26 protein-coding genes and 1 riboswitch are annotated in these 25563 nt (G+C 52.7%); of the genes, 15 read left to right on the forward strand and 11 right to left on the reverse strand.

Features of this window, described 5'->3' with window-relative positions; genetic code table 11:
• The first annotated feature begins 291 nt into the window (after window positions 1-291).
• The gene (locus ABC395_RS24490) at window positions 292-2367 is read left to right on the forward strand and encodes a transglycosylase domain-containing protein (protein ID WP_413006347.1); all 2076 of its coding nucleotides are present in this window, start codon (window positions 292-294) and stop codon (window positions 2365-2367) included.
• A gap of 598 nt (window positions 2368-2965) precedes the next feature.
• Here the strand turns inward: ABC395_RS24490 and ABC395_RS24495 are convergent.
• Window positions 2966-3472, reverse strand: coding sequence for a YwhD family protein (locus tag ABC395_RS24495; protein WP_413006348.1), 507 nt, complete (start codon window positions 3470-3472; stop codon window positions 2966-2968).
• A gap of 118 nt (window positions 3473-3590) precedes the next feature.
• Between ABC395_RS24495 and ABC395_RS24500 the strand changes: the two genes are divergently transcribed.
• The 6 genes from ABC395_RS24500 (at window position 3591) to ABC395_RS24525 (ending at window position 9842) form a co-directional block, all read left to right on the forward strand.
• On the forward strand, window positions 3591-5618 hold the full coding sequence (locus ABC395_RS24500) for a M1 family metallopeptidase (protein WP_413006349.1): 2028 nt from the start codon (window positions 3591-3593) through the stop codon (window positions 5616-5618).
• Between the two features lie 9 nt (window positions 5619-5627).
• Window positions 5628-6449, forward strand: coding sequence for a hypothetical protein (locus ABC395_RS24505; protein WP_413006350.1), 822 nt, complete (start codon window positions 5628-5630; stop codon window positions 6447-6449).
• A 203-nt stretch (window positions 6450-6652) separates the two neighbouring features.
• The gene (locus ABC395_RS24510; RefSeq protein WP_103997965.1) at window positions 6653-7243 is read left to right on the forward strand and encodes a SurA N-terminal domain-containing protein; all 591 of its coding nucleotides are present in this window, start codon (window positions 6653-6655) and stop codon (window positions 7241-7243) included.
• Window positions 7244-7421: 178 nt separating this feature from the next.
• Window positions 7422-7569, forward strand: a riboswitch (cyclic di-AMP (ydaO/yuaA leader).
• A 3-nt stretch (window positions 7570-7572) separates the two neighbouring features.
• The gene (locus tag ABC395_RS24515) at window positions 7573-8037 is read left to right on the forward strand and encodes a C40 family peptidase (RefSeq protein ID WP_103997967.1); all 465 of its coding nucleotides are present in this window, start codon (window positions 7573-7575) and stop codon (window positions 8035-8037) included.
• Window positions 8038-8186: 149 nt separating this feature from the next.
• Window positions 8187-9548, forward strand: coding sequence for a cryptochrome/photolyase family protein (locus tag ABC395_RS24520; protein WP_413006351.1), 1362 nt, complete (start codon window positions 8187-8189; stop codon window positions 9546-9548).
• Between the two features lie 72 nt (window positions 9549-9620).
• On the forward strand, window positions 9621-9842 hold the full coding sequence (locus tag ABC395_RS24525) for a DUF1540 domain-containing protein (RefSeq protein WP_009671636.1): 222 nt from the start codon (window positions 9621-9623) through the stop codon (window positions 9840-9842).
• Window positions 9843-10044: 202 nt separating this feature from the next.
• On the opposite strand, the gene ABC395_RS24530 is transcribed toward ABC395_RS24525, so the two are convergent.
• Window positions 10045-10494 carry an SRPBCC domain-containing protein gene (locus ABC395_RS24530; RefSeq protein WP_413006352.1) on the reverse strand — a complete coding sequence of 150 codons (450 nt, stop codon included), beginning with the start codon at window positions 10492-10494 and terminating at the stop codon, window positions 10045-10047.
• 145 nt (window positions 10495-10639) lie between these two features.
• On the opposite strand from ABC395_RS24530, the gene ABC395_RS24535 reads away from it, so the two are divergent.
• On the forward strand, window positions 10640-11452 hold the full coding sequence (locus ABC395_RS24535; protein WP_413006353.1) for a DUF6597 domain-containing transcriptional factor: 813 nt from the start codon (window positions 10640-10642) through the stop codon (window positions 11450-11452).
• A 93-nt stretch (window positions 11453-11545) separates the two neighbouring features.
• On the opposite strand, the gene ABC395_RS24540 is transcribed toward ABC395_RS24535, so the two are convergent.
• The 4 genes from ABC395_RS24540 to ABC395_RS24555 all read right to left on the reverse strand — a co-directional run bounded on the left by ABC395_RS24540 (window position 11546) and on the right by ABC395_RS24555 (window position 14654).
• On the reverse strand, window positions 11546-12811 hold the full coding sequence (locus tag ABC395_RS24540) for an MFS transporter (RefSeq protein ID WP_413006354.1): 1266 nt from the start codon (window positions 12809-12811) through the stop codon (window positions 11546-11548).
• Window positions 12804-13421 carry an ArsR/SmtB family transcription factor gene (locus ABC395_RS24545; RefSeq protein WP_413006355.1) on the reverse strand — a complete coding sequence of 206 codons (618 nt, stop codon included), beginning with the start codon at window positions 13419-13421 and terminating at the stop codon, window positions 12804-12806. Before ABC395_RS24545 ends, ABC395_RS24540 begins: the two co-directional genes overlap by 8 nt.
• A 184-nt stretch (window positions 13422-13605) precedes the next feature.
• On the reverse strand, window positions 13606-14154 hold the full coding sequence (locus ABC395_RS24550) for an NADPH-dependent FMN reductase (protein ID WP_413006356.1): 549 nt from the start codon (window positions 14152-14154) through the stop codon (window positions 13606-13608).
• A 68-nt stretch (window positions 14155-14222) separates the two neighbouring features.
• The gene (locus tag ABC395_RS24555) at window positions 14223-14654 is read right to left on the reverse strand and encodes a MarR family winged helix-turn-helix transcriptional regulator (protein ID WP_413006357.1); all 432 of its coding nucleotides are present in this window, start codon (window positions 14652-14654) and stop codon (window positions 14223-14225) included.
• Window positions 14655-14938: 284 nt separating this feature from the next.
• Between ABC395_RS24555 and ABC395_RS24560 the strand changes: the two genes are divergently transcribed.
• The 4 genes from ABC395_RS24560 to ABC395_RS24575 all read left to right on the forward strand — a co-directional run bounded on the left by ABC395_RS24560 (window position 14939) and on the right by ABC395_RS24575 (window position 17549).
• A complete protein-coding gene (locus tag ABC395_RS24560; protein WP_413006358.1) occupies window positions 14939-15469 on the forward strand; it encodes a GNAT family N-acetyltransferase in 531 nt (176 codons plus the stop codon).
• Between the two features lie 486 nt (window positions 15470-15955).
• Window positions 15956-16573 (forward strand): TetR/AcrR family transcriptional regulator, encoded by a 618-nt coding sequence (locus ABC395_RS24565; protein WP_413006359.1) that lies wholly within the window; start codon window positions 15956-15958, stop codon window positions 16571-16573.
• A complete protein-coding gene (locus ABC395_RS24570; protein ID WP_413006360.1) occupies window positions 16573-17034 on the forward strand; it encodes a DUF2269 family protein in 462 nt (153 codons plus the stop codon). Before ABC395_RS24565 ends, ABC395_RS24570 begins: the two co-directional genes overlap by 1 nt.
• Window positions 17035-17114: 80 nt before the next feature.
• Window positions 17115-17549, forward strand: a complete 435-nt coding sequence (locus tag ABC395_RS24575; RefSeq protein WP_413006361.1) for a DoxX family protein — start codon at window positions 17115-17117, stop codon at window positions 17547-17549.
• A 261-nt stretch (window positions 17550-17810) separates the two neighbouring features.
• On the opposite strand, the gene ABC395_RS24580 is transcribed toward ABC395_RS24575, so the two are convergent.
• Entirely contained in the window at window positions 17811-18647 is an 837-nt protein-coding gene (locus ABC395_RS24580; protein ID WP_413006362.1) for a sulfurtransferase, read from the reverse strand.
• 130 nt (window positions 18648-18777) lie between these two features.
• Window positions 18778-19248: a GNAT family N-acetyltransferase gene (locus ABC395_RS24585; protein WP_413006363.1), complete on the reverse strand. Its 471-nt coding sequence runs from the start codon at window positions 19246-19248 to the stop codon at window positions 18778-18780.
• A gap of 244 nt (window positions 19249-19492) precedes the next feature.
• Here ABC395_RS24585 and ABC395_RS24590 point away from each other — a divergent pair, with 244 nt between their 5' ends.
• The gene (locus ABC395_RS24590) at window positions 19493-19936 is read left to right on the forward strand and encodes a MarR family winged helix-turn-helix transcriptional regulator (protein WP_326050998.1); all 444 of its coding nucleotides are present in this window, start codon (window positions 19493-19495) and stop codon (window positions 19934-19936) included.
• A 264-nt stretch (window positions 19937-20200) separates the two neighbouring features.
• Complete coding sequence (locus ABC395_RS24595; protein WP_413006364.1) at window positions 20201-20692, forward strand: GNAT family N-acetyltransferase; 492 nt, start codon at window positions 20201-20203, stop codon at window positions 20690-20692.
• Between the two features lie 287 nt (window positions 20693-20979).
• On the opposite strand, the gene ABC395_RS24600 is transcribed toward ABC395_RS24595, so the two are convergent.
• From ABC395_RS24600 to ABC395_RS24610, 3 genes are all read right to left on the reverse strand, one after another.
• Complete coding sequence (locus ABC395_RS24600) at window positions 20980-22362, reverse strand: molybdopterin-dependent oxidoreductase (protein WP_413006365.1); 1383 nt, start codon at window positions 22360-22362, stop codon at window positions 20980-20982.
• 150 nt (window positions 22363-22512) lie between these two features.
• Entirely contained in the window at window positions 22513-22812 is a 300-nt protein-coding gene (locus ABC395_RS24605; protein ID WP_413006366.1) for a 4a-hydroxytetrahydrobiopterin dehydratase, read from the reverse strand.
• Window positions 22813-22832: 20 nt separating this feature from the next.
• Window positions 22833-23768: a sensor histidine kinase gene (locus ABC395_RS24610; protein ID WP_413006367.1), complete on the reverse strand. Its 936-nt coding sequence runs from the start codon at window positions 23766-23768 to the stop codon at window positions 22833-22835.
• A gap of 1459 nt (window positions 23769-25227) precedes the next feature.
• Between ABC395_RS24610 and ABC395_RS24615 the strand changes: the two genes are divergently transcribed.
• The gene (locus ABC395_RS24615) at window positions 25228-25401 is read left to right on the forward strand and encodes a hypothetical protein (protein ID WP_413006368.1); all 174 of its coding nucleotides are present in this window, start codon (window positions 25228-25230) and stop codon (window positions 25399-25401) included.
• Window positions 25402-25563 lie beyond the last annotated feature (162 nt).

The following is a 25563-nucleotide window of genomic DNA, read 5'->3' on the forward strand; positions in this document are numbered from 1 at the left end:
GTACTGAATAGTATCCTCATCATTGTACCACAAGCGGGTAAATCCATGCGCGAAATGAGCCTTGCGCCTTGAGGGTTTGCACGCACAAATTGTATTATAGAGGATTGAACCCGAAATGCAAGAAATTTGCAGGACGGACGGGCCGTTTTACGAAATTTTAGGAAGCGGGAGGAAAAATATCTGAATAGGGGCCGGAAAGCTTTTCCATACTGTGTAATATGCCGCTATTATGCATCCTGAAGCTCACGCTTGAACCCGCTAGGCCCGACAAGAAAGGAGAGTGAGGGACTCTTGGCCGACGAACAGAAAGAACCCGATAACAACGCCGCTCCCGACAAAAAAACACCAGGTCCGGCCGACAAGAACTGGCCCCGCCGTTTAAAACGGGGATTCACTTTCTCCTTTACGACGTTTCTGGTCCTGTGCGTACTTGGAGGGGTATTCCTTCTCTATTTGCGGTCACAGGCGCTTCCGGTCACGAAGGTGCTCCAGACGTCCCAGATTTTTGACGTTAACGGAGCTTTAATCGATACGCTGGATTCCGGCCAAAACCGCAAGATCGTGCCGATCAGCGACATTTCCGTGTATGTGGTTAAGGCGACGCTCGCGATAGAAGATCAGAACTTCTACAATCATCCGGGTTTTGATGTCAAAAGCATAGCCCGCGCCGCCATCGTCAATCTGAAGAGCATGTCCAAGGTGCAGGGGGCCGGTACGATTACCCAGCAGTTGGCGCGGAACTTGTATTTGAATCATGACCGCACCTGGACGCGTAAAATCAAAGAAACGGTGTATGCCGTGCAGATGGAGATGCAGCTGACCAAGGATCAGATCCTGGAAAGCTACCTGAATCAGATTTATTACGGACATTCCACGTATGGAATCGAAGCGGCCTCCCAGCTGTTCTTCGGCAAACATGCCAAGGACTTGTCTCTGGCCCAAAGCGCGATGCTCGTAGGCGTTCCGAAAGGGCCGAAATTTTACTCGCCCTACTATAACATGGAGAATGCGATGGACCGGAAAAACGTCGTGCTCCAGACGATGGCCAAGGAAGGCTTCATTACCCAGCAGGAAGCCGACGCGGCCAAGCAGGAGAAGCTGACCGTTCAGCCTCTGGTGGAGAAGAAACCTTCGCAGGCCCCGTACTTCCGTGACTATATCAAAAACCTGGCCGTGCAGAAGCTCGGCATTACGGAAGACCAGTTCGAGCAGGGCGGCCTGAACATTTACACGACGCTGGACCTGAAGGCGCAGAAAATCGCGGAAGAGCAGGTGGCCAAGCAGCTTCCCAAGGAAAGTGAAATTCAGGGTGCCCTGATCTCGCTCGATCCGCGGACCGGTTACGTGAAAGCGATGGTAGGCGGCAAGGATTACGCCGCGAATCAGTTTAACCGCGTGTTCGCGACGACCCGTCAGCCGGGCTCCTCGTTCAAGCCGTTCGTCTATCTGACGGCTCTGCAGAACGGCTTTACGCCGCTGAGCACGGTCCGCAGCGAACCGACCGTGTTCAAATACGATGAAGGCCGGCAGTCTTACACGCCCCGCAACTACAATGACCAGTATGAAAATGCGGCCATCGACATGCGCCGGGCGATCGCCAAATCGGACAATATTTACGCGGTCGATACGGTTCTGAAGGTCGGTCCCCAGAAGGTCATAGACAACGCGCGGAAGTTCGGCATCACGAGCGATCTGAAGCCGCTGCCCTCCCTTGCGCTGGGCACCTACCCGGTAAGCCCGTACGAGATGGCGGCCGCTTTCTCGGCGCTTGCCAACCAGGGGGTGCGCGTCGAGCCGACGGCCATTATCAAGATCGAAGATATGGCCGGCAGCGTGCTCTACCAGGCGGCGCCGAAAAGCGAACGGGTCGCGGACGCCGCTCCCGCCTACGTGCTCACCCATATGATGGAGAGCGTGTTCGAGGAAGGCGGTACCGCCAGCCGGGTGGCCGCCACGATCAAGCGGCCCGTCGCGGGCAAGACGGGCACGACCGACGCCGACGCGTGGATGGTCGGCTACACGCCCGAGCTCGTCACCGCCGTCTGGGTCGGCTACGACAAAGGACGGGCGATCAACACGGCGGAATCGCATCTCGCCTCGCCGATCTTCGCCGGCTACACCGAAGCCGTCCTGGAGGCGATTCCGCCAAAGCTCTTCCCGGTGCCGGAGGGAGTCACGACCGTCTACATTGATCCGAAGAGCGGCAAGCTCGCCAATGAAGACTGTACGACCGGCGCGCGCAACGAGGCGTTCCTCTCCGGCACGGAGCCGACGGAATACTGCACGAACCGGGCCGCCAAGGGCAAAGGGTTCGGCAGCGGAGCGCGCTCCTGGTGGGAAGATGTGAAGCGCTGGTGGAACGAATAACAGCGGAGGCAGGCAATCGTCATCCCTCTTGAGGGGATGACGGCCTGTCATGCGGCGTTCCGGCCGCTTCCTTTCCCGCTGTAGCGGAAGGCCCGGCGCCGGGAAACCTGCTGCCGGAACAAGCGGCCGGGAAATTCGCGGCCGAGTTGCGGAACGGTACGCAGGTGCCCAGCGTTATGTGACGCCGGGCACCGTGCGGGGGACTCACGTACGGGCAGAGAAACCGTTCGGGTGCTGCTTGTCCGTTCCCGGCCACCGTTACCGCCACCGCCCGAAACGTCAGCCCCTTCATTGGAAGAAACCAAAAAGGCGTATACGAGCCCTAACTCGTATACGCCTTTTTTGAGTTCGCCCTATGATCCGCAGATGGCCTTTAGGCAGCTTCTTTATTGAAGCTTCCTCAAAAACCCGAAGCCCTTCTGCAGGAAATACCCGGATGGTGAGTCATTTATATCCAACGCAAAAAGGCAGAACTAAGCGTCCTTAGTCTGCCTTTTTGCTGTCCTAGTATATGAGTGTAACATACACTAGTGTTAGTATACCCGCTTCCCCTGGGACTCACAATCCATGACACAATTTGTACACATTTACCGTGAGGCTAGGCAAGCGCCTGTTTAAGCTCTTCGGAAGAGTGGTTCCACCATTCCTCGTTATGCTCGATCAAAGCCTTGCGCAGCACGGCTTTTTCCGTGTCGTCCAGACCTTCTACCATGATCTTGCGCTTCATGGCGGCATCCATCCGGTTCACGTGATCGGCAAGAATTTTCCACCCTTTACGGGCTTCGGTATCGATCAGCATCTCGCAAGCCGTCACTCCGCCGTAGAAAGTTCCTTCCGGGGAACGGTCCACGGCCACCCATACGATCCAGCAGCGGCGTCCGTCCGGGACGTCTTCTTTGTTCGTCGAGAATTTGATCCGCTTCTCCACCTGGCTCTTCGCGTGCAGCGCGCCCATGTCGAGGTAAGCTTCCTCTCCGTCGATGATAAGGCTGGAAACGTTGCTCAAGTCAATTGAGCCCGCTCCGAAGCCTTTGTGATTCACCTTCGTGCTGACGATATTGAGCGCCGCCGGTTTTTTCTTCGGTTCTTCTTTATGGGAATCCATGAAAGGCACCTACGCTTTCCTAGAAAAATAAATCTGCTCTTCTTCATTTATTTTAGCTAATAATCCCCGGAATGCAAACATATACATGCTGTAGATGCTTGTCAACGGGGTGAAAATCATGAAAGTAAAGATGGCCAACCGAAAAAAAGCCTGGCTCGCAACCGCAGCCGCCGCGTTTCTGGGCGCGGCTTTCCTCGCCAATTCACTCCTTTCTTCCCCTGAAGAAAGGACGGGCCAGACAAGCCGGGCCGTTCTGTCCGGGACTCCGCAAAATCCAGTCTCCCCGGTGAACGCGGAACCTTCTTCTTCCATCGGCCAGCCGCCGGTGTCGGGAGAAGGCGTACACCAGCCTCTCAGCAAGCGCATCGTCGAATATCACATCAATGTGGAATACAGCCCGGAAAACCAGAAACTCTTCGGCCAGCAGACCGTCACCTGGAAAAACCCGGGCAGTCAGCCTGTGCAGGAACTGTACATGCATCTTTATCCGAACGCGTTCGCCTCGGAAAAGACGACTTTTATGAAGGAGTCCGGCGGCAAGCTGCGGAGAGACGAAGCCAAAAAGGGCAGCTTCGGCGATATGGAACTGCGCAGCATCAAGACCGAGGACGAAACCGACCTCAGCTCCACGATGCAGTTCGTCCAGCCCGATGACGGAAACCCCGACGACCGGACGCTGATCAAGATCACGCTTCCGAAGCCCGTCGCCGCAGGTGCCGACATTACGCTGCATACGGATTTTGCGGTCAAGCTTCCGCAAGTGTTTGCCCGTATGGGCGTAACGAAAGATTTCGTTATGGCGGGCCAGTGGTTTCCCAAGCTTGCCGTGTACGAGCCTGCCGGCACCCGGGGGCGGAGCGCGGAGGGCTGGAACCTGCACCAGTATCACGGTAATTCGGAATTTTACGCCGACTTTGGCATTTTCGATGTCCGGGTGAAAGTCCCCGCGGATTACATCGTGGCCGCTACCGGTTTTCCCACCAAAAATCCGGTTGTCGATGCCGGCAAAAAAACCTATCAGTTTTATGCGGATGACGTGCACGATTTCGCCTGGTCCGCTTCGCCCGACTTCAAGATGTTTGAAGAGCCCTATGCCGCTCCCAACCTGCCCGGGGTCAAGATCAAGCTGTACCTTGATCCCAAACATGAACCGTACAAGTCCCGCTATATTATCGCCGCCAAAAAAGCGCTGAGCCGGTACTCCCAGTGGTATGGTACGTATCCGTACTCGACCTTATCCATCGTCGTGCCGCCGGAAGAGGCCAACGGGGCGGGCGGCATGGAATACCCTACTCTCGTTACCGCCTGGGGAGCCGCCGAGGGAACGCCCGACCTGGAACTGGAGCGCGTCGTCGTTCATGAGATCGGCCACCAGTTCTGGTACGGGCTCGTCGCCACCAACGAATTCGAGGAAGCCTGGCTTGACGAAGGGTTCACCTCCTATACCGAAGATAAGCTGATGGAACTGGAATACGGGTCGAAACCCAACCTTCCGGTCGAAGCCAGCTACATCACCTCTCCGGCCGCTCTGCAGAAAAATGCGTGGGGTTACCGCAGCCACAGTGAGTATGCCGACAATGTCTATACGCGCGCCAAGCTGGTTCTCAAGGAGATCGAACACCGGGTCGGGCTGAACACGATGGACCGCATTATGAAAACTTACTTCCAGCGCTGGAAATTCAAGCACCCGGGCACCCGCGATTTTCAAACGGTCGTAGAGGAAATCACCAAAACGAAATGGACGGAGTTTTTCGATCAGTATGTATACGGCAGCATGATGACCGACTATGCGGTCGATAACATCCGCACCCGCCAGGTGAACGAATCGGGACAGACGTTGTACGAAAGCAGCGTGCTGGTCCGCAAGTTCGGCGGCAGCGTACCCGCAGTTCCCATCCGGTTCCATTTTGCCGACGGTACGACGACAGAGAAGGTCTGGGACGGGCAGGGCGAGCAGATCGAGTACAAGCTGACCCATAAATCCCCGGTGGACTGGGTCTCGCTCGATCCCAAATACACCATGAAGCTCGAAAACCGGCACATCAACAACTACATGAAAACCGAAGTCGACACCACGTGGAGAATCCGCTGGACCCTCGGCGTCGTCAAACTGCTGGAAACGCTGTTCGATACTGTAGCCTGGTGAGGTGATAAGATGCTCCGCTATCTTCGACAAGGCTTAACGGCCGCCCTCAAGCAGCCGTTCGCCGTCTGCGTGCTGTATGTGTACCAGTTTGCCTGGGGGATCCTGCTCTATAAGTGGGTTCAATCCATAATCGTCCCTCTGCTCCACCGTTATCCGGCCGGCGATCAGCCCCAGAGCGCTATCCAATTATTCGCGGCGGAAAGCCAGTTTCGTCTTGTGAAAACGGATCTCATTCAGCCTTATCTAGAATGGCTGATCATTCTTCTGGCCGTCCGGATGCTGATCAGCCCGATGCTGAACGCAGGTGTCCTGTATTCTTTGGAGCACCGGCAGATGAATGCGGGCTACCGGTTTATGAAAGGAATCCGCGAGCTGCTGCTGCCCTTCCTCCTCTACTATCTTCTTCAAACGGTACTGATGCTGGCGCCTCTATACTGGCTGGCTCCCAAAGCGCTTGCTTTGTTCAACGAAGCTTACGGATACGAGGAGCTTCTCCTGTCCCTGCTTCCGTGGGCGGCTCTCTATGCCGTGTATGCCCTCCTGATTCAGCTTCTCTTCCTGTTCCTGCAATTCGGCCGGGCTTCCGAGGATCGACGGGGACTTCTTGCGGTACTTCCGGTCGTGCTCCGCCAAGGCTTACGAATCACGTGCAATGCCCTGCTGCTCATTCTGCTCGGCTTCCTTCTTGCCATCGCGGCAACTACCGCATCCTATGTATGGGCCGGTCTGACTGCTCTCATCATTCATCAGATTTATCCCTTGGTCCGTACTTTCGTCAAAATGTGGTCCATCGCGGCGCAGCGCGAAATTTGGGAAAGCTACCGGTCCTAGGACGCCGGCTTTTCTGCCCGTAAACCCGGCGGCAAGGCAGATCAGTCCTGCTCACAGGCCGCACTTCTTAACCGTTCTCTTTCCGGATTATTCCGGCGCGATACCCGTCTCCCCCTGCCGTTCACGGCCAGGGGGTTTTTAGTTTCCATTTGCGTGTATTTCAGCTATCATGGAAAGATAGAAGATAAAAGGAGGCATTACCGATGATATCCCCACGGACAAGCACCGTCGTGGCGGCAGTAATTGGCCTTTGTGTCGCCGCCGGGTCGTTCTTATACGGACAGTCCGACGTTAAAGCCAAAGAGGTTGTGGCGATCGGTCACGACGTCCGCATTTCCAACCAGGCATTCGACAAAATGAAAGCCGAAGTCGATCTGGCCTTTCAAATGCAGGGCGCCCAAAACACGTTGACCAACGATCAGCTTCTCGATCTGATGCTAAAGGACGAGCTCTTCGTCCGTTACGGCCAGAAACGCGGAGTTAAAGTCAAGGAGGCCGAAGTAAAGCAGGCTATCGACCAGCAGCGCAAAGCGCTGGAAGCGGCCGGTCCCGAAGCGGCTCAGTTGAAGGAAATGCTCTACAAAAGCGCCGGCTTGACCGAAGCGACCTACTGGACCGATCCCAAAACCGTCAACCAGTACGCCAAATATCTCCTCCAGCAAAAGACGATCGAATTTCTCGTCAAAAAAGGCGAGCTGAAAACGCAGGAAGACCTCAACGCCCTGCAGGAAAAACTGCTTGCCGAAACGAAACCCGGACTGCGCGTGAAGTTTCCGGATCAGCCGAAGACTTAGATCGCCTCTGAGCTGAAAGACATGGAAAACCCGCCCTTTTTATAGAAGAAGGCGGGTTTTTTGATCTACTTTTTCCCCTGAAATCCGACTAAATAACTGCTTTTGAAAATTTTTTGTAACTATTTTTAGTTTTTTGGAAGGAATTTCTGGACCTATGGCGAATATTTAGTGTCGGAACAGAAAAAGATTGCCGAATTTCTTCTTAGACGAAAAGGAAGAGAACGGGGGATCCACTCTGGGTGAATTGATCTTGCAACAAAGGGATCATAGGGGACACCTTCTACCGAACCCTCCAGCTAACCTCGTAGGCACAGGAAGGAGCAACACAGTTGAAGAAAGTCTTGTTGTTTGTTTTGAGCTTGACCCTGTTTTTGAGTGTGGAAATCGGCAGCGCATCCGCGAAGTCGACGCTCAGCTCCACGATTGACGGATTGGTAGGGACGCCTTACAAGTATTCGGGCACCTCGACCAGCGGTTTTGATTGCTCGGGCTTCACGTCCTACGTATTCGACCGGTTCGGCGTTGATCTGGCACGCACTTCAAAAGCACAGAACGGCCAAGGATCCTCGGTTGCGAAAAGCGATCTGAGACCGGGTGACCTTGTATTCTTTAACACCGACGGAAAAGGCATCTCCCATGTAGGTATTTACATCGGGAACAATAAATTCGCCCACTCCGCAACGAACAAAGGTGTTACAAAGAGTGACTTGAGCGAATCTTACTATGCGAAACGATACGTTTCTGCACGCCGCGTTATCGGCGATGACCTTTTTAACAAGATCACTGCAGACTAGTAAGACGCACTCGTAATGGAACGCAGCATATACCCGAGAGGGAGCCCCGTAATCCAGGTTGCCGCCTGGCTTGCCGGGCTTCTTTTCATTTGTGGACGATTTCCTGTTACTATGAAGTTAGACGAAAAAGCAAGGAGCGTCCCTTCATTATGATCCTTTTTATTCATCGCAAAGATCTGCGGGTTGATGACATGACGGCATTCGATTATATTCACAGCTTGGGACGGCCGAGCCTGCACATTCTCATTCTGGACCCTTTCCTGCTGCGCGGCGGCCGGGAACGGGAACACAGCGGAGTCAACTTCCTCCGTCACGTCTCCAGGCTCATACGCGAATACCGGAAAGCGGGTGCGCATCTGGAAGTGCTTGCCGGTGAGCCGCATGCTGTAGTCGACCGACTGATGGCCGAGCTTCCGATTGAAGAAATCGTGCTGCACGGCGACGTTACGCCCTATGCTTTAGTACGCGACCGCAAACTGAAGGTTTCAGCTTCCGCCCGCGGCGTTCCGGTTACTACGCTGATCGACCACACTCTCGCCGATTTCGGGGATTTCCAGCAGTTCGCGGAACGTCGTACTCCTTACCAGGTTTTTACCCCTTTTTATAAAAAATGGAACGCTTACATGCATCTTTTTTTCCGGCCGTCTTCGCCCGTCACCGTGCGCGACTTGCAGACACGGCCGCTGCCGGACCGCGAAGCCTGGTCCGCCCGGTTTCCGCTTCCGCTGGACCCGGAAGCGGCAGGCACGGCGCCTGATCCCGCTCAGACTCTGAGCGGTTTTCTCGAAGGAGGTCTCCGCGCTTATGAAGCGCAAAGAGACCGGTACGCCTTCGAGACGACCAGCGGGATCAGCCGCCACCTGAACACCGGCGCGCTCTCGGTGCGCCGGGCGTATGAAGCCGCTCTCGGAAGCGAGCGGCACGAAGCCTGGACGCGCCAGTTGGCATGGCGCGACTTCTACCTGTACCAGGCCGTCTATAACCCGGATTTCTTCGTCTACGAGAAGAAATTCGATTTCTCCGGCCTGGAGGACACGTTCTTCGAGCGGTGGTGCCGGGGGCAGACCGGCATTCCGGTCGTGGATGCGGCCATGGCGGAGCTGAACGCCACGGGGCATATGCCGAACCGGCTGCCAATGGTGACGGCCATGTTCCTGACCAAGAACCTGCGCTGCCCCTTCACGCTGGGTGAACGGTATTTCCGGCGCAAGCTCGCCGATTACGACAACGTGCTCAACCGGGGCGGCTGGCTGTGGAGCGCTTCGCTCGGCTTCGACGCTTCTCCGTACTTCCGCGTTATGAACCCGGTCACGCAGTCGGAGACGCATGATCCGACGGGAATGTACATCCGGCGGTGGCTTCCCCATCTCGCTCATCTGAGCGATAAGGAGATTCACAAGACGCAGGCGGACGCGATCGTCGATCTGAAGAGCTCCCGCGCCGCAGCGATCGAGATCTACAAGCGTATGCTGGCCGAGGCTAAACCTGACTCCGGATCGGGTCCCGACTGATTTTCCCCCGGACGGCCTTCCCCCTGTTTAAAGCTCCGTTCTTCGGGTAAATAGAAGTACGAGGTGATAAACATGGAAAATCCAATGGTGAAATGCAGCATTGCCAACTGCGAATACTGGGAGCAGGGCAATAACTGCAGCGCGGAAGTTATTATGATCGAAGTAAACGCTCATTCGAACAAACCGCAACCGCAGGAGCGGGACGGTCTGCCTTACGATTCCGGACATCAGGATTCCGCCGAGGGCATCACCGACACCTGCTGTCAAACTTTCGAGGAACGTCATCATCACTAATTCAATCGAACTTTTCATTAAAAAATGAAAATGCCGACAGCAGGGGAACCTTACCGCTCCCCTGCTGTCGGCTTACAAAAATAATCCCGCCGGATGGCGGGAGTTTAAAGCCGGGCAGGTTATATCCTGTCCGGCTTTTTCCTGTATAATACTCCGTTCTCCTATGCAGGATCGTTCTTACGGAGCTCAGCCTTTCTACGCTTTACCAGCCGAAATCCAGTTTCTTACCGGTTTCCACAAACGTTTTAATGGCGCTCAGCAGCATCCACCATGCGGGGTCCGCCTTTTCATAGGACGGGTGATTTTCAACCCACTGATCGTTGATCAGAGTCAGCTTGGTGCAGCCGGCGAACGGCTCCAGCTTAAAGGTTACCCGCGTTGTGATCTCCGCATGATTCGAATAGTAGGAGGGTCCGGGGTGTTCGATATAACTCAGGACGCGGTTCGGCTCGTATTCCAGTACTTCTCCGTAAATATGGACAGTCTGCTCGCCGTCATTGCCGGGCCCGATAAACCGAATAGATTCGCCGGGGACATAAGAAGAATCGATCACACAGTCGAAAAAGATTTTACGGGTTTTTTCCGGCGTTACGAAAACCTCCCACACCTGCTCCGGGCTGCCGTCGATATAAAAATGATAAGTGAGATCCATTGAAAATTCCTCCCTAGCCTAGTGTCGGCATCTTGTGATAGCTTGGCCGTTTTGCTACCATCAACTTTACAGGGCTGCGCCGCAAAGCGATTGTAAAAAAGCGACATCTTGCCTGAGACTTCATCTGGAACGGAGGCGGCTCCGCATGAAACCCGAGGAGAACCCGGTCGTCGTCAACAAAGGCATTTTGAATTTCGAAAAGGGCCGGCAAAAGTTCACCATTTCCCGAAGATTGCCCGCTCCGGAGCTGGCTTTTTTTATCCGGCATTACTGGCTGATTCATTGGGATTTGAGAGGACTCCCCTCCCATACTCAGGAGGTGCTCCAGCCTCCGTGCTTTAATCTGGTTTTTGAGAAAGATAACACGCGGATCTACGGAACGAACAAAGGGAAAACGTCGCAGCTGCTTGAGGGTAAAGGAGAAGTGTTCGGCGTTTTGTTCCGGCCGGGCGGGTTTTATCCGTTTTACCGGCGGCCTGCTTCTGAGCTGGCCAACCGCAGCCTGCCCTTCCGGGAAGTTTTCGGCAGAAGCTGCCTTCCCCTGGAAGAGGCTCTTTTTTCCGGAACAAATGAAGATGCGAAGGTACGCTTCGTGGATGACTTTTTCAATAGTGAGCGTCCGCCCGCTGATGAACAAGTCGAAATCGTCAATTCGGTGATCGATTATATTGCGGAGCACAGGGAAATCAACCGGGTGGAAGACGTGGGGTCCAGATTCGGCATCTCCGCAAGAACGTTGCAGCGGATGTTCAGCCAGTATGTCGGCGTCAGCCCGAAATGGGTAATTAAGAGATACCGCCTGCAGGATGCCGCCGTATCGGCGGATGCGGGAGGATCGCCGGACTGGTCGAAGCTCGCGGTAGAGCTCGGTTATTACGACCAGGCTCACCTGATTAAAGATTTCAAAACGGTTGTCGGCAAATCTCCGGAGGAGTACGTGCGCAGCAGGCAAGGTTAAACCGGCAGAGTCGTACAAAAAACAGAACGGCCCGCTGATTTAGCGCATGGAAGCACGCTACAATTCAGTGAGGCCGTTTTCTGAAAGTAGGCTTTAGTCTGCTTTCCGCAAAGGCGGGATTTTAACGATCAGCCATAAGGTAAAGGCGAGCAGGAGAAGAGCGCCGCCCATTACAATGTTTTGTATTCCCACACCAACGCTGAGAAGCAGTGAAGTCAAACCGTACGAAATAGGTGTAAGTCCCATGGAAGACATAGTCTGAATACTCATCACACGACCGATATATGCTTTGTCGGCATGATTCTGGATCACGGAAATGGCGCAGATGTTCGAGATTCCCATGGAGATTCCCATACAGGCGGCGAACACTGCTCCGGTCCAAAATGTAACGGCCATGCTCAACGCGAGAAAGCTGAACGACAGGCCTAACTGGGCCAGTATGCTGATCAAGCCCCTCCGGCGTTTCAAGTTGAGAATGCCCAGCACAATCGAGCTGACCAGCATTCCTCCCGCCAGGAAGGATTGTAGCATGCTGAAATCGAGTGTCTCCCCGTGCAGAACGTGTTTGACGAAAACCGGGATGCCGATGGCAAAGGGGCCTGTAAAAAACAGATTCAAAAACAGCGTCTTCAGCACAAACGCCTTCAATACGGGTGCCTGACGGACGTAGCCGATCCCTTCTTTGACGCTGGTCAGCATCGTAATCCGTTCCGCTTTCGTATCCGGCGATGGGGATTTCCGCACACGGACTAGCAGCGCGAATAGGGCCCCCAGCGCCAGCAGCAAGGTAATCAGGCCGAAGATTCCTTCATACCGGAGAGCGACGATAACAAAACCGCTGAGCATCGGTCCGAATATCGAGGTGGACTGATTCGTCGTCTGGATAATGGAGTTGGCCCTCGTCAGCCCTTCATTAGCGACGATGGACGGGACGATCGATCCCGAAGCGGGCCAAAAGAAAGCGTCCAATATGCCGAACAGCAGTGCGAAAGCCGTCAGGGCACCCAGTCCGATTCCCCCGCCTTCCACCAGAACCAGAACCAGGACGGCGAGCAGTAACGATTTGGTTATCGTCGACACGAACATGATCTTCGACGGGCTGATCCGGTCCGCCAGCACGCCTCCGATCGCCATGAACAAGACGCGGGGCAGCGTCCCGATCAGATAAATAACGCCGAGCGAAGCCTCCATGTTCAAGACGTTCACCACGTACCAGGCTTCCGCAAAATAGAACATGTTCAGGGCGAGGCCGGAGAAAATCGTAGACAGCCACAGCATGACGAACGCCCTTTCCCGGAAGAGCGACGATGCCGGCCGGGGTATCCACGCCTCTTGGATTCGGGCCCCCAAGCTATTCATCTTCCTTCTCCCCTTTGAAATACGGCTCGTCAATCTGGAATGCTACCGTCATCAGATAAAAAGTTTCCATCTCCTCCTCCGAAACTTCTTCTTCCGCCATCCGGTTCAGCTCCTGGACCAGCTCGTGATATTTCGCGACCCATTTCTTAAACTTTTCCTTCGAAATGTTCACCTCAGTCTGACTCGCTATGCGGTGCCATTTCCTGTGATCTTCGGAATCCGTCAGGAAGGCGCTCTCCGGGGCCGCCAAGGCACGGCTCTTGGCCCGGTCCAGAGTGGATATCGTCATCAGTCGGCGGCTCTCCCCGTATTCTTGGTGGAAGGATAGCAGTTCCGTAGACGGAATAAAGCTTTTCGCCATGGCCTGGTACAGCTTCTGAGTCATGTTCCCCTTGCGATTTTCCTCCACCAGCCGAATCAAGCCGTTCTTCTCCAAATCCTGCAGGTGGTAGTGGACTTTCGACCGCGATTCCCCCATCTGCTGGGAAAGCTGCTGCCCCGACCGAGCCTCCTCTACCAGCAGGCACAAGATTTCAATCCGCAGCGGATCGCTCAAAGATTTCAACTGTTCGAGATTCGTTAGCACCATAATATCGTTTTTATTTTTCATACATGTCAGCTCCATTTGACTTGTCAGTTTTTTTTGACAATAAAAACTTACCAAATCATCTTCCCTCCTGTCAAGGAGAATTCAGAAACAAGAAAAGGCCGCATGGGATACTTTGCGTATCTCATGCAGCCTTTTAGAGAGAAGATCCCTCAAAACCCGGATCGGGATAATGCCGGCTTCCGGCTTAATTTTTGTGCAGCTTATCGTGCCAGTTAATGAAATTGTTTACGACCACATTCAAGAACTCAATAGTCGGCTCGTGATGCAGGTTGCCGTCTTTATCGATTTTTTCATGGACAAGGCCTACATACACTTCGTTGCCGGGAAGAAGCACGGAAGAAACACCCGGCGAGAACAAAATATCACGCAAATGCTCTTGTGCCCGCACAGTGCCAAGAAGCCCCATCGAAGCGCCCATGATCCAGGACGGTTTGCCGATCATCACGCGGTCTCCGCGCGAAAGCCAGTCGAGGGCATTTTTCAGCACGCCGGGAATGGAGTAGTTGTATTCGGGCGTAACCCAAAGCACGGCGTCGGCGCCCGCGATTTTGCCGCGGAAATCCAGCACCGACTGGTCCGGTGTCAGCTCGATATCTTCGTTATAGAACGGCAGATCGTTCACTCGGACAATTTCCACGTCGAGCCGGTCTTTGAAAGTCTTTTGCACATACTCCGCAAGTTTCAGGTTATATGAGTTTTTGCGGTTGCTTCCGATAACTGCTGCGATTTTCATAAGCAAACCCTCCGATAGTTTTTATAGTTGCTATATCAACTAAAAGGCGAAAAGGTGTGCACGGCGGTTCACCGCTTGCGCACATTGTTGCGGACCTTTGTAAGAAGCCTCCTGAGCTCGGCCGTCTCTTCAGCCGTAAAACCCGCCCGAAGATGCTGTTTCATATGGCTGCTGATCTCTTCTACGTTTTTCCGGAGCGCCCGTCCCTCATCGGTCAAATACACTTCAATCGAGCGGCGGTCGCCCGCGCTGGGAGTGCGGCGGATAAAGCCTTTGTTCTCCAGACTGGCAAGCATCCGCGTGATGCCGGACTTATCTTTGCTCAGATTTTCCGCAATTTCGTTCTGCGACAACCCCTCCTGCCTCAGCAGAAGCGCGATCACCAGATGCTGTTCCGGAGCAAGCTGCATGGGCGCCAGCCGTTTCTTCAAGTAGCTGGTAATCTCCAAATCCGCCATATGGATCATCAAACCGATATGCTCTTCCATGTCCCGTTCCATTCGTTCACCCTGACCATATTAGTTGATATATCAACAATCACAGTTTCATTATCTTAAAAGCTGAAGAGATTGTCAAGGGCTACGGCATTGTGCAAAGTGGGTTCGGATAAATTGGATAAGTCTAAACTCGACCTTGATAGCGGCGGCAAATTGTCCGACGATGGTTTGTGGGGGAACATAACAATCTACACAGTAAAAGGCTATAAATTCCCTTTAACGACTTAAAGGAGTGATAGGGTTTGAATAGGAACAAAAACACAAAAATCCCAAACAACGAAGAGGATATGGGTCGCTTTGGCTCACCGGAATGGAATGATCTGTCTAAAGATAGGCTGACGGGAACAAATAAGGAAATAGATGAAAACGAACGGTATCGACCAAGCGTCGAACTCAAGCCCATTGATGAGCACAACTGGTATGACTGTACCGAGCTTGAAGTTACGGACGAGCAGAAGAACGTATTTCCCGTTCCTGTTGTGTATTGGCTTGCGGAGTCGGCTTATTGCGGGTTTACTCCTCTGGCGTTGTATACCGGCAAACAATTAATCGGATTCGCGGTTTACGCCGTCGATCCTGAAGACGGGAGCTACTGGATTATGGCTTACATGATCGATCACAAGTTCCAGCATCAAGGCTTGGGACGATCCGGCATGGAGGAGCTGGTCCGTTATATCCGCGATAAGCATGGCTGCGACAAAATTGTACTCGGGCACCGGGCCGAAAACGAACGGGCGTCCCATCTGTATGCTTCGTTAGGTTTTGAAGAAGTAGGCCGGGAGGGCATTGAAATTATAAGGGAATTGACCCTTTCGTAACCATGATCATTAACGTTCGAGATTTAAGAGCCGTAAGATTTGCGGCTCCTTTTTATTTTCCCCGAGACCCGGCGGGCTGCGTTTTATCGGATTGCTTAATTTCTTTGGAAGTAACGATTGCCGCGGCAATGACAAACATCGCCAATGTAGGAACCCCTACCCCTGAATGCGTACGATCAAGTAAGCCTATCCGAGTCCTCCCCTGATCACATGAAAGCGCCAAGCTGCATCTCGAACCTGCGGCGAATCGTCGTCGATCGAAAGCCAAGCCCACTCGGCCGCTCTTGCCATTAAATTCGCTGTCAAATGACTCCTTGCCTTCTCCACTCATCTGGCATCATTATCGTACTTGCCGGTGCTAGCTGGGCGGATATCTGAACTCATACGTAAAACGATTTTTTATAAACTCATTTACAAACCGATGGTCGGTTTTTATAATAAATATAATACGATAAGAAATTCAACTATCACTATGGAGGGATTCGTTTGAAACAAGAACAGCGACGGGAGCAAACGATAAAACTTCTGCTGGATACGGTCAAAGAGCTTGTACATGAAAAAGGTTGCCATTCGATCACAATGAAAGACATCATGGACAAATCGGGTCTGTCAAAGGGCGCGATTTTCCACTATGTAAAAACCAAAGACGAAATCTTCGTTTGGATGCTTCAGGGACGGCTAGAAGAAACAAATCTAAGCTTTATGAATGAAGTGGAACAAAACAGGCAGTCGTTCGACGAGCCCATGCGCACAATTTCAGAAAGCATCGCGTTATACGAAGACGCGCAGGATGTGACGAACAAAGTACTGTTGTACTTGCTCGGCAAGGAGGATCAGCCTTTGGTCGCGGAAGCACTCAAGGAGTACTATGAGCGATCCGTTAATTTATCCAAGGAGTGGATAGAGACCGGCAAAAAGCACGGTGTGATTCCGGAATCGGTCGACTCGGAGCAAACCGCCGACATGTTTGTGCTTTTGACGCTCGGTTTGCGCGTACGCGCCTCCATTCCGTATGCGCCGGCCGCTTTTAACGCGCACAATTTCTCGTCGTGGATTTCCCGGGTTTTGCAGCCAAGAGAAGAAACGAAGGAGGGGAATTCATAATGAATGTGTGGCTAACGCTTCATCTGCTGGGAGTCGTGTTGTTCGTCGGTAATATCGTGACGGCAGCTTTTTGGAAAGTAAGCGCGGATGTGACGAACCAACCGGTTGAAATCCACCACGCCGCCAAAAACGTCATGCTCGCAGACTGCGTGTTTACGATCCCGGGGCTCGCGTTAGTGATCGTTTCGGGCAGCATTTTGGCCGGGCGTGCGAATTTTTCGCTGGCGGGTTTAAACTGGCTGACGTTGTCGCTCCTCTTGTTCGCCGTCACGGCCGTCATCTGGGTAGCTGTCCTGATTCCGCTTCAGCGCCGCATGATCAGATACAGTGCCGAGTGCATCGATAGCGGAACTATATCCAAAGCCTATTGGGATGCTTCCCGGGCCTGGAACACCTTTGGGATCGCCGCAACGCTGCTGCCGCTGGCCATCCTGTACCTAATGGTCATGAAAGGTTTTTAACCTTTGGGATGTCGGTCAAGATCGAAGGAAACCTTTCAGCCTTACGCAGGGCTTTAATTGAATCCTAAGGAGAGATTCGCATGATGCCTTTTTACGTGCTTGTTGCATCGTTTCTGTTGTTCAAGGGTCTTGGCCTGATCGGCTTGTCCCATTTCGAAGGCTGGCATACTTCGCTTCAGGGGGCTGTTGCCGTCATGCTGCTGTTGACCGCTTCCGCGCATTGGGGGTCCAGGCGACCGGACCTGATCCGCATGGTACCGTCAGCATTTCCCCGGCCGGACCTGATCGTGACCATTACGGGGCTGCTTGAAATCGCCGGAGCTGCCGGTATCCTGCTCCCCGCCACTTCCAAGGCCGCTTCCCTCGGTTTAGCCATACTGCTCGCCGCCATGTTTCCCGCCAATGTTCTGGCCGCAAAAAAACAATTAACTATCGGAGGACAGCCCGTGTCTAAGCTGTTTCTACGAACCATGCTGCAGCTCGTTTTCCTTACGGCAGTCCTGTTGGCAGGTTAGCTTTCGCTTCTGCCGGCTAAACTGACGGTGTCTATCCGTCGCAGCCTCATGTTTTCTATTCTCATCGGCCGTGTAACATCGCCGCCAGCCTTTGGCGGCTTTGTGTTCCCCGTCGGGAGAGGTGGTTCAGATGCTGTCCCACAGCACAGAATACCGGTGATGCGCTCTCACTCCAGAAAACAAAGAGGGCCGCAACAGCCTGCCCATCGGCAGCCTGATACAGCCCTCCTCCAACCCGCGTCCGACGCGGTCTTCCGGCTCTTATTCTTCTCCTGTCGCGATCGGGTTCTCCTCATAAGAAACCCAGTCGCTCCAGCTCCCCGCGTACAGCTTCACGCCCGGAATGCCGGCTTCCTCCAGCGCGAGCACGTTCGGGCAGGCGGTGACGCCGGAGCCGCAGTACACGATCAGTTCTTCCGCGTTCTCCAGCCCGCGGAACCTCTCCTTCTGCTCCTCGGCGCTCCGCCAGGAGCCTTCCGCGTCGAGCGCGTCCTTCCAGAAGCGGTTCCGCGCGCCCGGGATGTGTCCCGCCACCGGATCGATCGCTTCCTGCTCGCCGCGATAGCGGGCTCCCTCGCGCGAATCGATCAGGACCGTGTCCTCCGCGCCCAGCTTCGCCTTCACCTCGTCCATGCTCGCCAGCATGTGCCGCTGAACCTTCGGCGAGAAGGTCGCCGGGCTCGCTTGCGGAGCCTCGGCCGTTACGGGATACCCGGCCGCCTTCCACTGCGAATAGCCGCGGTCCAGCACGTAAACGCGCTCATGACCGAGAAAGCGCAGCATCCACCACAGCCTCGCTGCCATCGCTCCGCCCTGGTCGTCATAAGCGACGACCGTCTTGGAGGCGTCGACTCCGATTGCGCTAGCGCGCATGGAGAAAGCGCCGAGGTCCGGCAGAGGATGGCGGCCGCCGTGCTCCCGCTTCTCGCCGGACATATCTTCCTCCAGATCCACGTAGAAAGCACCGGGGATATGGTCGATGCTGTAGTCCTGGCGGCCGCTCCACGGCTCGCCCAGCGCAAACCGGCAGTCCGCGATCAGAAGATCGGGGTCCTGCAGATGTTCGTTAAGCCATTCCAAACTGACAATATTCCGCATTCGAATCAATGTCCTCCCCGCCCTGGCAGGCTGCATAATGAGTTTAAAACCGCATGGCGGAGCGGAAAGAAACGGGCCTTCTCCGGCCAATCGCAGCCGTCCCGGATATGGAACCGGCCGGCCGGGCGGCCTAGTCTCCTACACCGATGACGGGCTTGATGGAGTAAGGGTACCATTCTTCACGTTCTCCGCCCATTTTTTCATAAAACCTCTGGGCATTCTCATTGGCCTTGGACGTTTCCCAAAGCATGGCCACATAGCCATTATAAGCGGCATACTGGTTGCATGCACGGAACAATTTGGTGCCGACGCCTTGAATCCGGCATTTTTCCGTTACGAACAGGTCATTCATAATAACGACTTTGCCCGTGCGGAGCGTACTATATGTAAAATATAAGGTTGCGAAGCCGACTAACTCTCCTTCGTATACGGCGACGAATTGCGTACCTGCTTTCTTTTCCATCAAGACATCCAACAGGTTCTCCAGCTTCTCCTCTTCCGGACGCGGATATTGATAAAAATCGTAAATATAAGTGTTCATCAATCCACGGAGAGCATCACGGTCGTTCAGCTCCGCCTCACGTATTTCCACACGGCTCATACACAACCTCCTCTTCTAATCCTTAGTATTCCTTAATTTGTCATTCCTGTCACTTGATTTTTATCGACAAAAAATGTGGGATTTATTTTTGCCCTTATAGACAAGGTATTTTATAATAGAGATAATAAACGGGGGTAAGTATAAGTTTACCATATGAAACCCTATAAGAAAAATATCTATAGCGGTATATGATTTAGATCTAAATATTTATTTAGAATCTTATGCCCGGTAAAGGAGATGGATCATGCCCGAACAGGGTTATCTTGAGATGGAACAGTCCTTCAGACAGCTCTTGAGGAAAATGTCCAATGAATGGACGAAGTACGTCGATCGCTCTTTTTCCAAATCGCAGTTTCTTATTCTGGAAAAGCTGGTCAAGGAAGGACCCCAGAAAGTATCGAGCCTGGCGGAAGCGCTGTTTATTACGGCGGGAGCTATCACGGGAATGTCGGACAAACTGATTGCCGGGGGTTATGCGGAAAGGATACGGACGGAAGAAGACCGTCGCGTCGTGTTCCTGGATGTTACGGATAAAGGCCGCGAGATGGTAAAAGTAATGAGTGAATACCGGCTCGGCATTATCAAACGGATGATGCAGGGCTTAACCGACGATGATATGACCAATATGTCGCGGATTTTCGCTCATATGATCGACAACCTCGACAAAGGAGAAGGAACGGCAGACTGACTTTGCCGATGTCCGTCACTCCTAAGCAAGGGAATCCACACCCGAATATTTTACAAACAATAACGGCCTATTCCTTCAAGAAAATTACCGGGGATAAGGGGCCGTTTTTACTTTATGCGGAGATTATCCCGGACTTCCTTTCCCCCGCACTTTTCCTTTCCGAAACTGTTACCAGTCTGTTCAAGGGTAATTCAAAGCCTGTTCTAATACAGAGTTCTGTTCTATAATAGACTCAATCCTATTTTAACCAAAGGCGGACAAAACATGATTCATGCAGCTTCATGGCGCGTGCGCCCTTTTACCGAAAGCGACGGAAAAGCCGTCTGCACCTGGTCCTATCCCGCCCCTTACAACGTGTACAATTGGCCTTCCTGGGATGAACTTTCAGCGAGAGCGGAAGAATTCGCCGATCCCGATATCCGCGAGAAGCAGTACGCGGCGGTTGTCGACGAACGAGACGAGCTGTGCGGGTTTGTGCAGTTTTTCCTTCTGACGGGCGTGACCCGCCTCGGACTCGGAATCCGTCCGGATTTATGCGGGCAGGGGTTCGGGCCTGCCTACGTGGAATGCCTGGTTGCCGAAGCGCGCAAACGGTATCCCGGCAACGAAATTGACTTAGAAGTACTCGTGCGCAACGAGCGTGCCATAAAAGCTTACATCCGGGCGGGTTTTGCCATCACGGATACGTACGAGCGGATGACGCCGACCGGTATGGCAATGATGCACTGTATGGTTTACGGAGCGGAACCCGCATAAGCTTGTTATTCGGTTGGGGCTTCCGGCGGCCTCCCAGGGGAACTTCCTTTCGGCTGAGCCTATGCCATCCTCTTATGATAGCGTTTACAATTGTACTTGCGGGCGCCATCGCCGCCTGCCGGTTTAGAAACCGTACATACGGAGCGATCTGCAGCCGCCCGTCGGAAAGGAAAGGGAAGGGAAGGGAAGGGAAGGGAAGGGAAGGGAAGGGAGGGGCTGATCAAGCCCCTTCCTTGTTTTCCGTTCTAAAGGGCGCCGCGCCGGTTTCCGAAAGTCCGCAAGCTGAACTAAACGCCTCTCTTCAGCCGGGAATCCGGAACCCAGGCGTCTTTCTCGTACCCCCGCACCTCCCAGTACCCGATATGTTCGTCACGGATCAGCTCGATGCTTTGAAGCCACTTAACCGATTTGTAAGCGTACATGCTCGGGACGATCAGACGGACAGGGCCTCCAAGCCGCTGCGGGATGGGTTTGCCGTCCATGAGCAGCGCGACGAGCACTTCATCCATGGAAGCCTGTTCCAGACTGAGGCAGTCCGTATAAACGCCGTCACCGGAGATAAACTTCACGAAACCGGCACCGGGCTGTACCCCCGCCCGGCGGAGCAGCTCGGACAGCCGGATGCCCTCCCAGGTCACGCTGTTCACCGACCAGCCGGTCACGCAGTGAAAATCGCTGACCTGGACAAGGCGTTCCACCTGCTGCAGCTCCTCCCAGGTGAACCGGAGCGGCTTATCGACCATCCCCGACACACTGAACGCCCAGTTGTCGGAAGAGAACGCGGGGATTTCCGTTACCGTGTAGATCCGGAAATCCCCTTTCGCCCCGCCGCCGATAGGAGGCGACGAGTCCGCCAGCGGCACGGGGGCGGGAAGCATGCGGTTCGCATCGGCGCGCACCGCTTCTTCAAGCCCTCCCCCGCCCATGAGATTGCCGCGCGCCCATCGGACGAACGACGGGCCGATCAGGGCCGCGAGCACCGCAGCCGCGCCCAGCTTCAGGAAGGTGCCGCGTGTCATGCGCCTTCCCAGCGAGTCGCTCCAGGCGCTCGGCTGCGCCGCTCCACCCGCATCGCGCGTCTCGTCGCGGAAAACGGCGCCCGTATCCGCGCGGAGAATAGGCTGCGGCGCATCCGCCTGCTTACGTGCGGCTCCGGCTGCCGGCGCGGGAGTCCGCGGCGTGGAAGCGGATGCGTCCCGCTCCGCGCTGCGCTTCTTCACCCAGCGGCTGCGGGTGACGGAGTGGTAGAGCAGATACGGCACGCCCACCCACGTAAAAGCATCGTGGACGAACAGGGCCGTATTGCTCCACACCGGCGGCAGGCTGCGAAACTGCCACAGGATGACGCCGCTGACGATCCAGCCGGCCGTAAACACAAGCACGCCGGCGAGATTGCCCTGCTGCCCGGCTTTCCTGCGCTTGCGCAGCTGCCCCAGATGCTTCGGTAGCATCGGCACGTATAGCGCCAGCAGCAGAATGGAGAAGACGCCGAGCCAGATGTGCCCCTGCTTCAGCACTACACGCAGAGCTCCGAGGTCGCCGCGGATCCAGCCGATGCTGAGCAAGATGCCGGTCAGGGCCAATACAAGCGTGACCCAGGCATTCCAGGCGTGCAGCCGGTTCAGCTTTTTGCCGAACCCGGCCGACAGCCAGTTGTTCTTACGTTCCATACCGGCCTGCTCCTCCCGCTTTATCGTTAACGCGATTAATCTTTTCTCAGGTGAACGGTTTTCTTCTATTTTAACAAACGGCCGTGCCTTTTCACAAAAAGAGACCGCAAGACAGCGGTCCACTATCTATCATCCGGTCGGAGCCGGAGGCTAAGCTACAGGAAGCACATCATCGTATTTTACCGCCGAAGTAAAATCAAGGTCTGTGAGACCGCCCGCATCATGCGTGCTGAGCTGCATCGTGACCCGTCTGTCGTCCACTTTGATAAAGGGATGATGTTTTAGAGACTCTGCCACATCGGCCACACGGCGGACAAAATCAATGGCCGTTTTGAAATCACGACATTCATATGTTTTCTCGATGGTGCGTTCGTCCCGCAAATTCCAGCCGTTCAAACCGGCCAGCTTCACAGCCACCTGATCGTACGAAAGCTTGTTTACAGCAGCCATTGTATTCCCTCCTTTCCCCTCTATGCAGAAATACCCTCCAGGAAAGGAATTCGAATCTCGATTTGTACACCTTTTCCACGTTCGGTATCCATATGAAATTCCCCGTTCATCAGCAGCACCCTTCCCTGCATCTGATCCAGCCCGATGCCCGCTCCCGAAATAATGCGGTTCTTGCGGTTAAGCTCTTTTAACTGGGGATCGAACCCTACCCCGTCGTCCTCATAAAACAGACTGATGATGCTGTTCTCCTCCACCAGCCGGATGGTAACATGCTCGGCCTGCGAGTGCTTCTTCGCATTGTTGAGCAGCTCCTGAATCACCCGGAACAGGTGCTTCTTCCTTTCGACTTCAAGCAGCTCGATCTGCGCCGTACAGTCCGCGATAAACTCAACCTGAAATTCGCTGTAGGAACTCTCCACATCGACCAGTTTGCGGATACTGCCGACCAGCCCCGTCTTTTGCAGCACGTACGGGTTCAGCTCGAAGCAGCTCTGCCGCAGATTTTCGTTAATCAGATCGATATGCGTGAGAATGCCCGTCAACTGACCGTACTCGTCCGTCATCTTGGGAAAACGCTGGAGAATCGGGTACAGCCTTCTTTTGAGCAGAAAAAGATCCTGCATCGTTGTATCATGCAAGTCCATCGCAATGCGGATGCGTTCCTTCTCCTGGATGTCGTACATCGTTTTGCGGAGCCAGACGAACTCCGGCGTCGCCTCCTCGTTCGGGATATTAGCCATGAGTTCGTACATTTTCAGCGTCAGCTTGCGGATGAGGTATACGTTCTCCAGGCTTGCGGACAAGTACGTGACAATCAGATTGATCCAGTGCTGGTCTTCCTGACCGAGATGAGTGTTGGATTTTTTGCCGGTTATTATCAAGAAGCTGCAATATTCTTCGTGTTTATTAATTTCAAATGAAGTATATTTCTCGCCCATGCACTTTTCATTTTCCATCAGAGACCTCAGGTCACTGTCATCTATATTTCCCGATGTAATGACCTGTACTCCATCCACTCCTCTAAACACAATTGCAGCCCCGTGTATATCCAGGGTATTTACAATATCGTTCAGAATAATTTCCTTTAGAGCACTAAAATTCGTTATTGAACCAAGAGATTTTGATATTTTCTTCAACGATTTTTTTAAAAAGTATTTACGCGGAAACATCAATCTTTCCAACTTTGTTGCAAGATATTCCATTGAGTAAGCGAAAATGGCAAATATAAATAATATAACTACAAACATATAAGTAATTTGTACCCAACGAATTGGTTGGTGATCGAGAAAAATAACCGTAGCTACAGTTAGAGCGGCAGGTAGAACAGATACCAGAATGGTAAATAAAATTCTTCGTAGGTAAAGGTCAATATCATAAAGTTTTTTTGATAAAATGAGGTATGCAAAAGACATCGGGAAAATAAGTATGAACCAACTGCTATAAAATGAATTCACAAGCTCAATCCCCATAAATAGCATGGGTAGAAAGGACAAGAACGAAAAGGGGGCAAAACTTAAAAGGAAAGCGTATAAAATGCTTTTGATAAGAAAGCGCATGTGAGGTTGTTTTTTTAACTGGCGATAAGCCTGAACAAGGAAATAAATGTTACAAAATATCCCGGCTAAAAAGATGGGTATTACAGTGGCTTCTCCATACTCATAATAAAAATAAGCCGTATTTTCATTAAAATATAGCATTCTAAGAAGGGCTGCTATGGCAGTTATTATATATAATGATTTTAAATAAATACCCGGAAATACGACAGCTTCTCTTTCTTTGAAAAAAGTTGTGAGAAATTTTAAAAATGTTATTGGAACCAGCAAAATAACTGTAGTTATTATATATTTACCTATGACATCACCTCGTGATGAAGCCCCTAATGCCATGAACTCCAATCCTATAGCCAAGAAAACAATTGCCAAGTACCTCGCCGACGAAGAGGTTTTGGCTTTTAAATAGAGAAAATAAGCCATGAGTAAACTAAGTGCTTCAATAATAAGGGCGCCTAAATCCATGCTGAAGACCGATTCATTCTTCGGCACCTTTATTTGTATAATCTCTCCGTCTCTACTTACGTCTATAAAGCTTGCTTGTTCTAAATTACGCCATCGCTTCCACTGATCATGGTTTAATTTCTCGTCCTTATCTATGTGAATGATTATGTCCCCAATCATAAGGCCAAAATCTTTTCCTTTAGCCAGCTTTTCAAATTGTATGATAGACCATTGGTCATATTCGTTTTGTTCGGTAATCGCTCCTATGTAAGGGTATTCATAGGTCAACCACAAAAAACGGATTTGTAAAACACCAAATAATAAAATAACCATAAAAAAAACTTTTTTATCTTTCATACTTATCCGCTCCAAATGTAAAATTACTATAGAAATACCATTTTAATAATAAGGAGTGATTTATTTGAATCATGATGTGCCTATTTGGAATTATTCATTAAAAGGGGTTATTAAAACTTACAAGAAGGAAGGAATACTGTCAGAGAATTATAAAAAGTTAGCACCTTCTGAGAAAAGTGCTTTAGTCAAAATCTTATCGGCCCGAATTGAAACCAAAGGCGGTCATTATTGGAGATAATAGACGGTTATTAGAAATATTCAACAAAAGCAATCATTTTCCTTTAATCACAATTTTTATATGAAGTAACAATTAAGTTTTGTCTTAAATGAAGATGCCTTAACCATATTATCCAAGGTCCGCTCTTGAGCGGACCTTTTCTCTTAACGACAAAAAAGCACC

This window comes from Paenibacillus canaveralius, assembly GCF_047238265.1.
GTDB lineage: Bacteria > Bacillota > Bacilli > Paenibacillales > NBRC-103111 > Paenibacillus_F.

What these genes read in the sequence shown, in the direction of transcription:
- ABC395_RS24495 (WP_413006348.1), bottom strand. Translation starts at nt 3,472, where the DNA reads ATGGATTCCCATAAAGAAGAACCGAAGAAAAAACCGGCGGCGCTCAAT.
- ABC395_RS24500 (WP_413006349.1), top strand. Translation starts at nt 3,591, where the DNA reads ATGAAAGTAAAGATGGCCAACCGAAAAAAAGCCTGGCTCGCAACCGCA.
- ABC395_RS24505 (WP_413006350.1), top strand. Translation starts at nt 5,628, where the DNA reads ATGCTCCGCTATCTTCGACAAGGCTTAACGGCCGCCCTCAAGCAGCCG.
- ABC395_RS24510 (WP_103997965.1), top strand. Translation starts at nt 6,653, where the DNA reads ATGATATCCCCACGGACAAGCACCGTCGTGGCGGCAGTAATTGGCCTT.
- ABC395_RS24520 (WP_413006351.1), top strand. Translation starts at nt 8,187, where the DNA reads ATGATCCTTTTTATTCATCGCAAAGATCTGCGGGTTGATGACATGACG.
- ABC395_RS24525 (WP_009671636.1), top strand. Translation starts at nt 9,621, where the DNA reads ATGGAAAATCCAATGGTGAAATGCAGCATTGCCAACTGCGAATACTGG.
- ABC395_RS24530 (WP_413006352.1), bottom strand. Translation starts at nt 10,494, where the DNA reads ATGGATCTCACTTATCATTTTTATATCGACGGCAGCCCGGAGCAGGTG.
- ABC395_RS24535 (WP_413006353.1), top strand. Translation starts at nt 10,640, where the DNA reads ATGAAACCCGAGGAGAACCCGGTCGTCGTCAACAAAGGCATTTTGAAT.
- ABC395_RS24540 (WP_413006354.1), bottom strand. Translation starts at nt 12,811, where the DNA reads ATGAATAGCTTGGGGGCCCGAATCCAAGAGGCGTGGATACCCCGGCCG.
- ABC395_RS24545 (WP_413006355.1), bottom strand. Translation starts at nt 13,421, where the DNA reads ATGAAAAATAAAAACGATATTATGGTGCTAACGAATCTCGAACAGTTG.
- ABC395_RS24550 (WP_413006356.1), bottom strand. Translation starts at nt 14,154, where the DNA reads ATGAAAATCGCAGCAGTTATCGGAAGCAACCGCAAAAACTCATATAAC.
- ABC395_RS24555 (WP_413006357.1), bottom strand. Translation starts at nt 14,654, where the DNA reads ATGGAACGGGACATGGAAGAGCATATCGGTTTGATGATCCATATGGCG.
- ABC395_RS24560 (WP_413006358.1), top strand. Translation starts at nt 14,939, where the DNA reads ATGGGTCGCTTTGGCTCACCGGAATGGAATGATCTGTCTAAAGATAGG.
- ABC395_RS24570 (WP_413006360.1), top strand. Translation starts at nt 16,573, where the DNA reads ATGAATGTGTGGCTAACGCTTCATCTGCTGGGAGTCGTGTTGTTCGTC.
- ABC395_RS24575 (WP_413006361.1), top strand. Translation starts at nt 17,115, where the DNA reads ATGATGCCTTTTTACGTGCTTGTTGCATCGTTTCTGTTGTTCAAGGGT.
- ABC395_RS24580 (WP_413006362.1), bottom strand. Translation starts at nt 18,647, where the DNA reads ATGCGGAATATTGTCAGTTTGGAATGGCTTAACGAACATCTGCAGGAC.
- ABC395_RS24585 (WP_413006363.1), bottom strand. Translation starts at nt 19,248, where the DNA reads ATGAGCCGTGTGGAAATACGTGAGGCGGAGCTGAACGACCGTGATGCT.
- ABC395_RS24590 (WP_326050998.1), top strand. Translation starts at nt 19,493, where the DNA reads ATGCCCGAACAGGGTTATCTTGAGATGGAACAGTCCTTCAGACAGCTC.
- ABC395_RS24595 (WP_413006364.1), top strand. Translation starts at nt 20,201, where the DNA reads ATGATTCATGCAGCTTCATGGCGCGTGCGCCCTTTTACCGAAAGCGAC.
- ABC395_RS24600 (WP_413006365.1), bottom strand. Translation starts at nt 22,362, where the DNA reads ATGGAACGTAAGAACAACTGGCTGTCGGCCGGGTTCGGCAAAAAGCTG.
- ABC395_RS24605 (WP_413006366.1), bottom strand. Translation starts at nt 22,812, where the DNA reads ATGGCTGCTGTAAACAAGCTTTCGTACGATCAGGTGGCTGTGAAGCTG.
- ABC395_RS24610 (WP_413006367.1), bottom strand. Translation starts at nt 23,768, where the DNA reads ATGGAAAATGAAAAGTGCATGGGCGAGAAATATACTTCATTTGAAATT.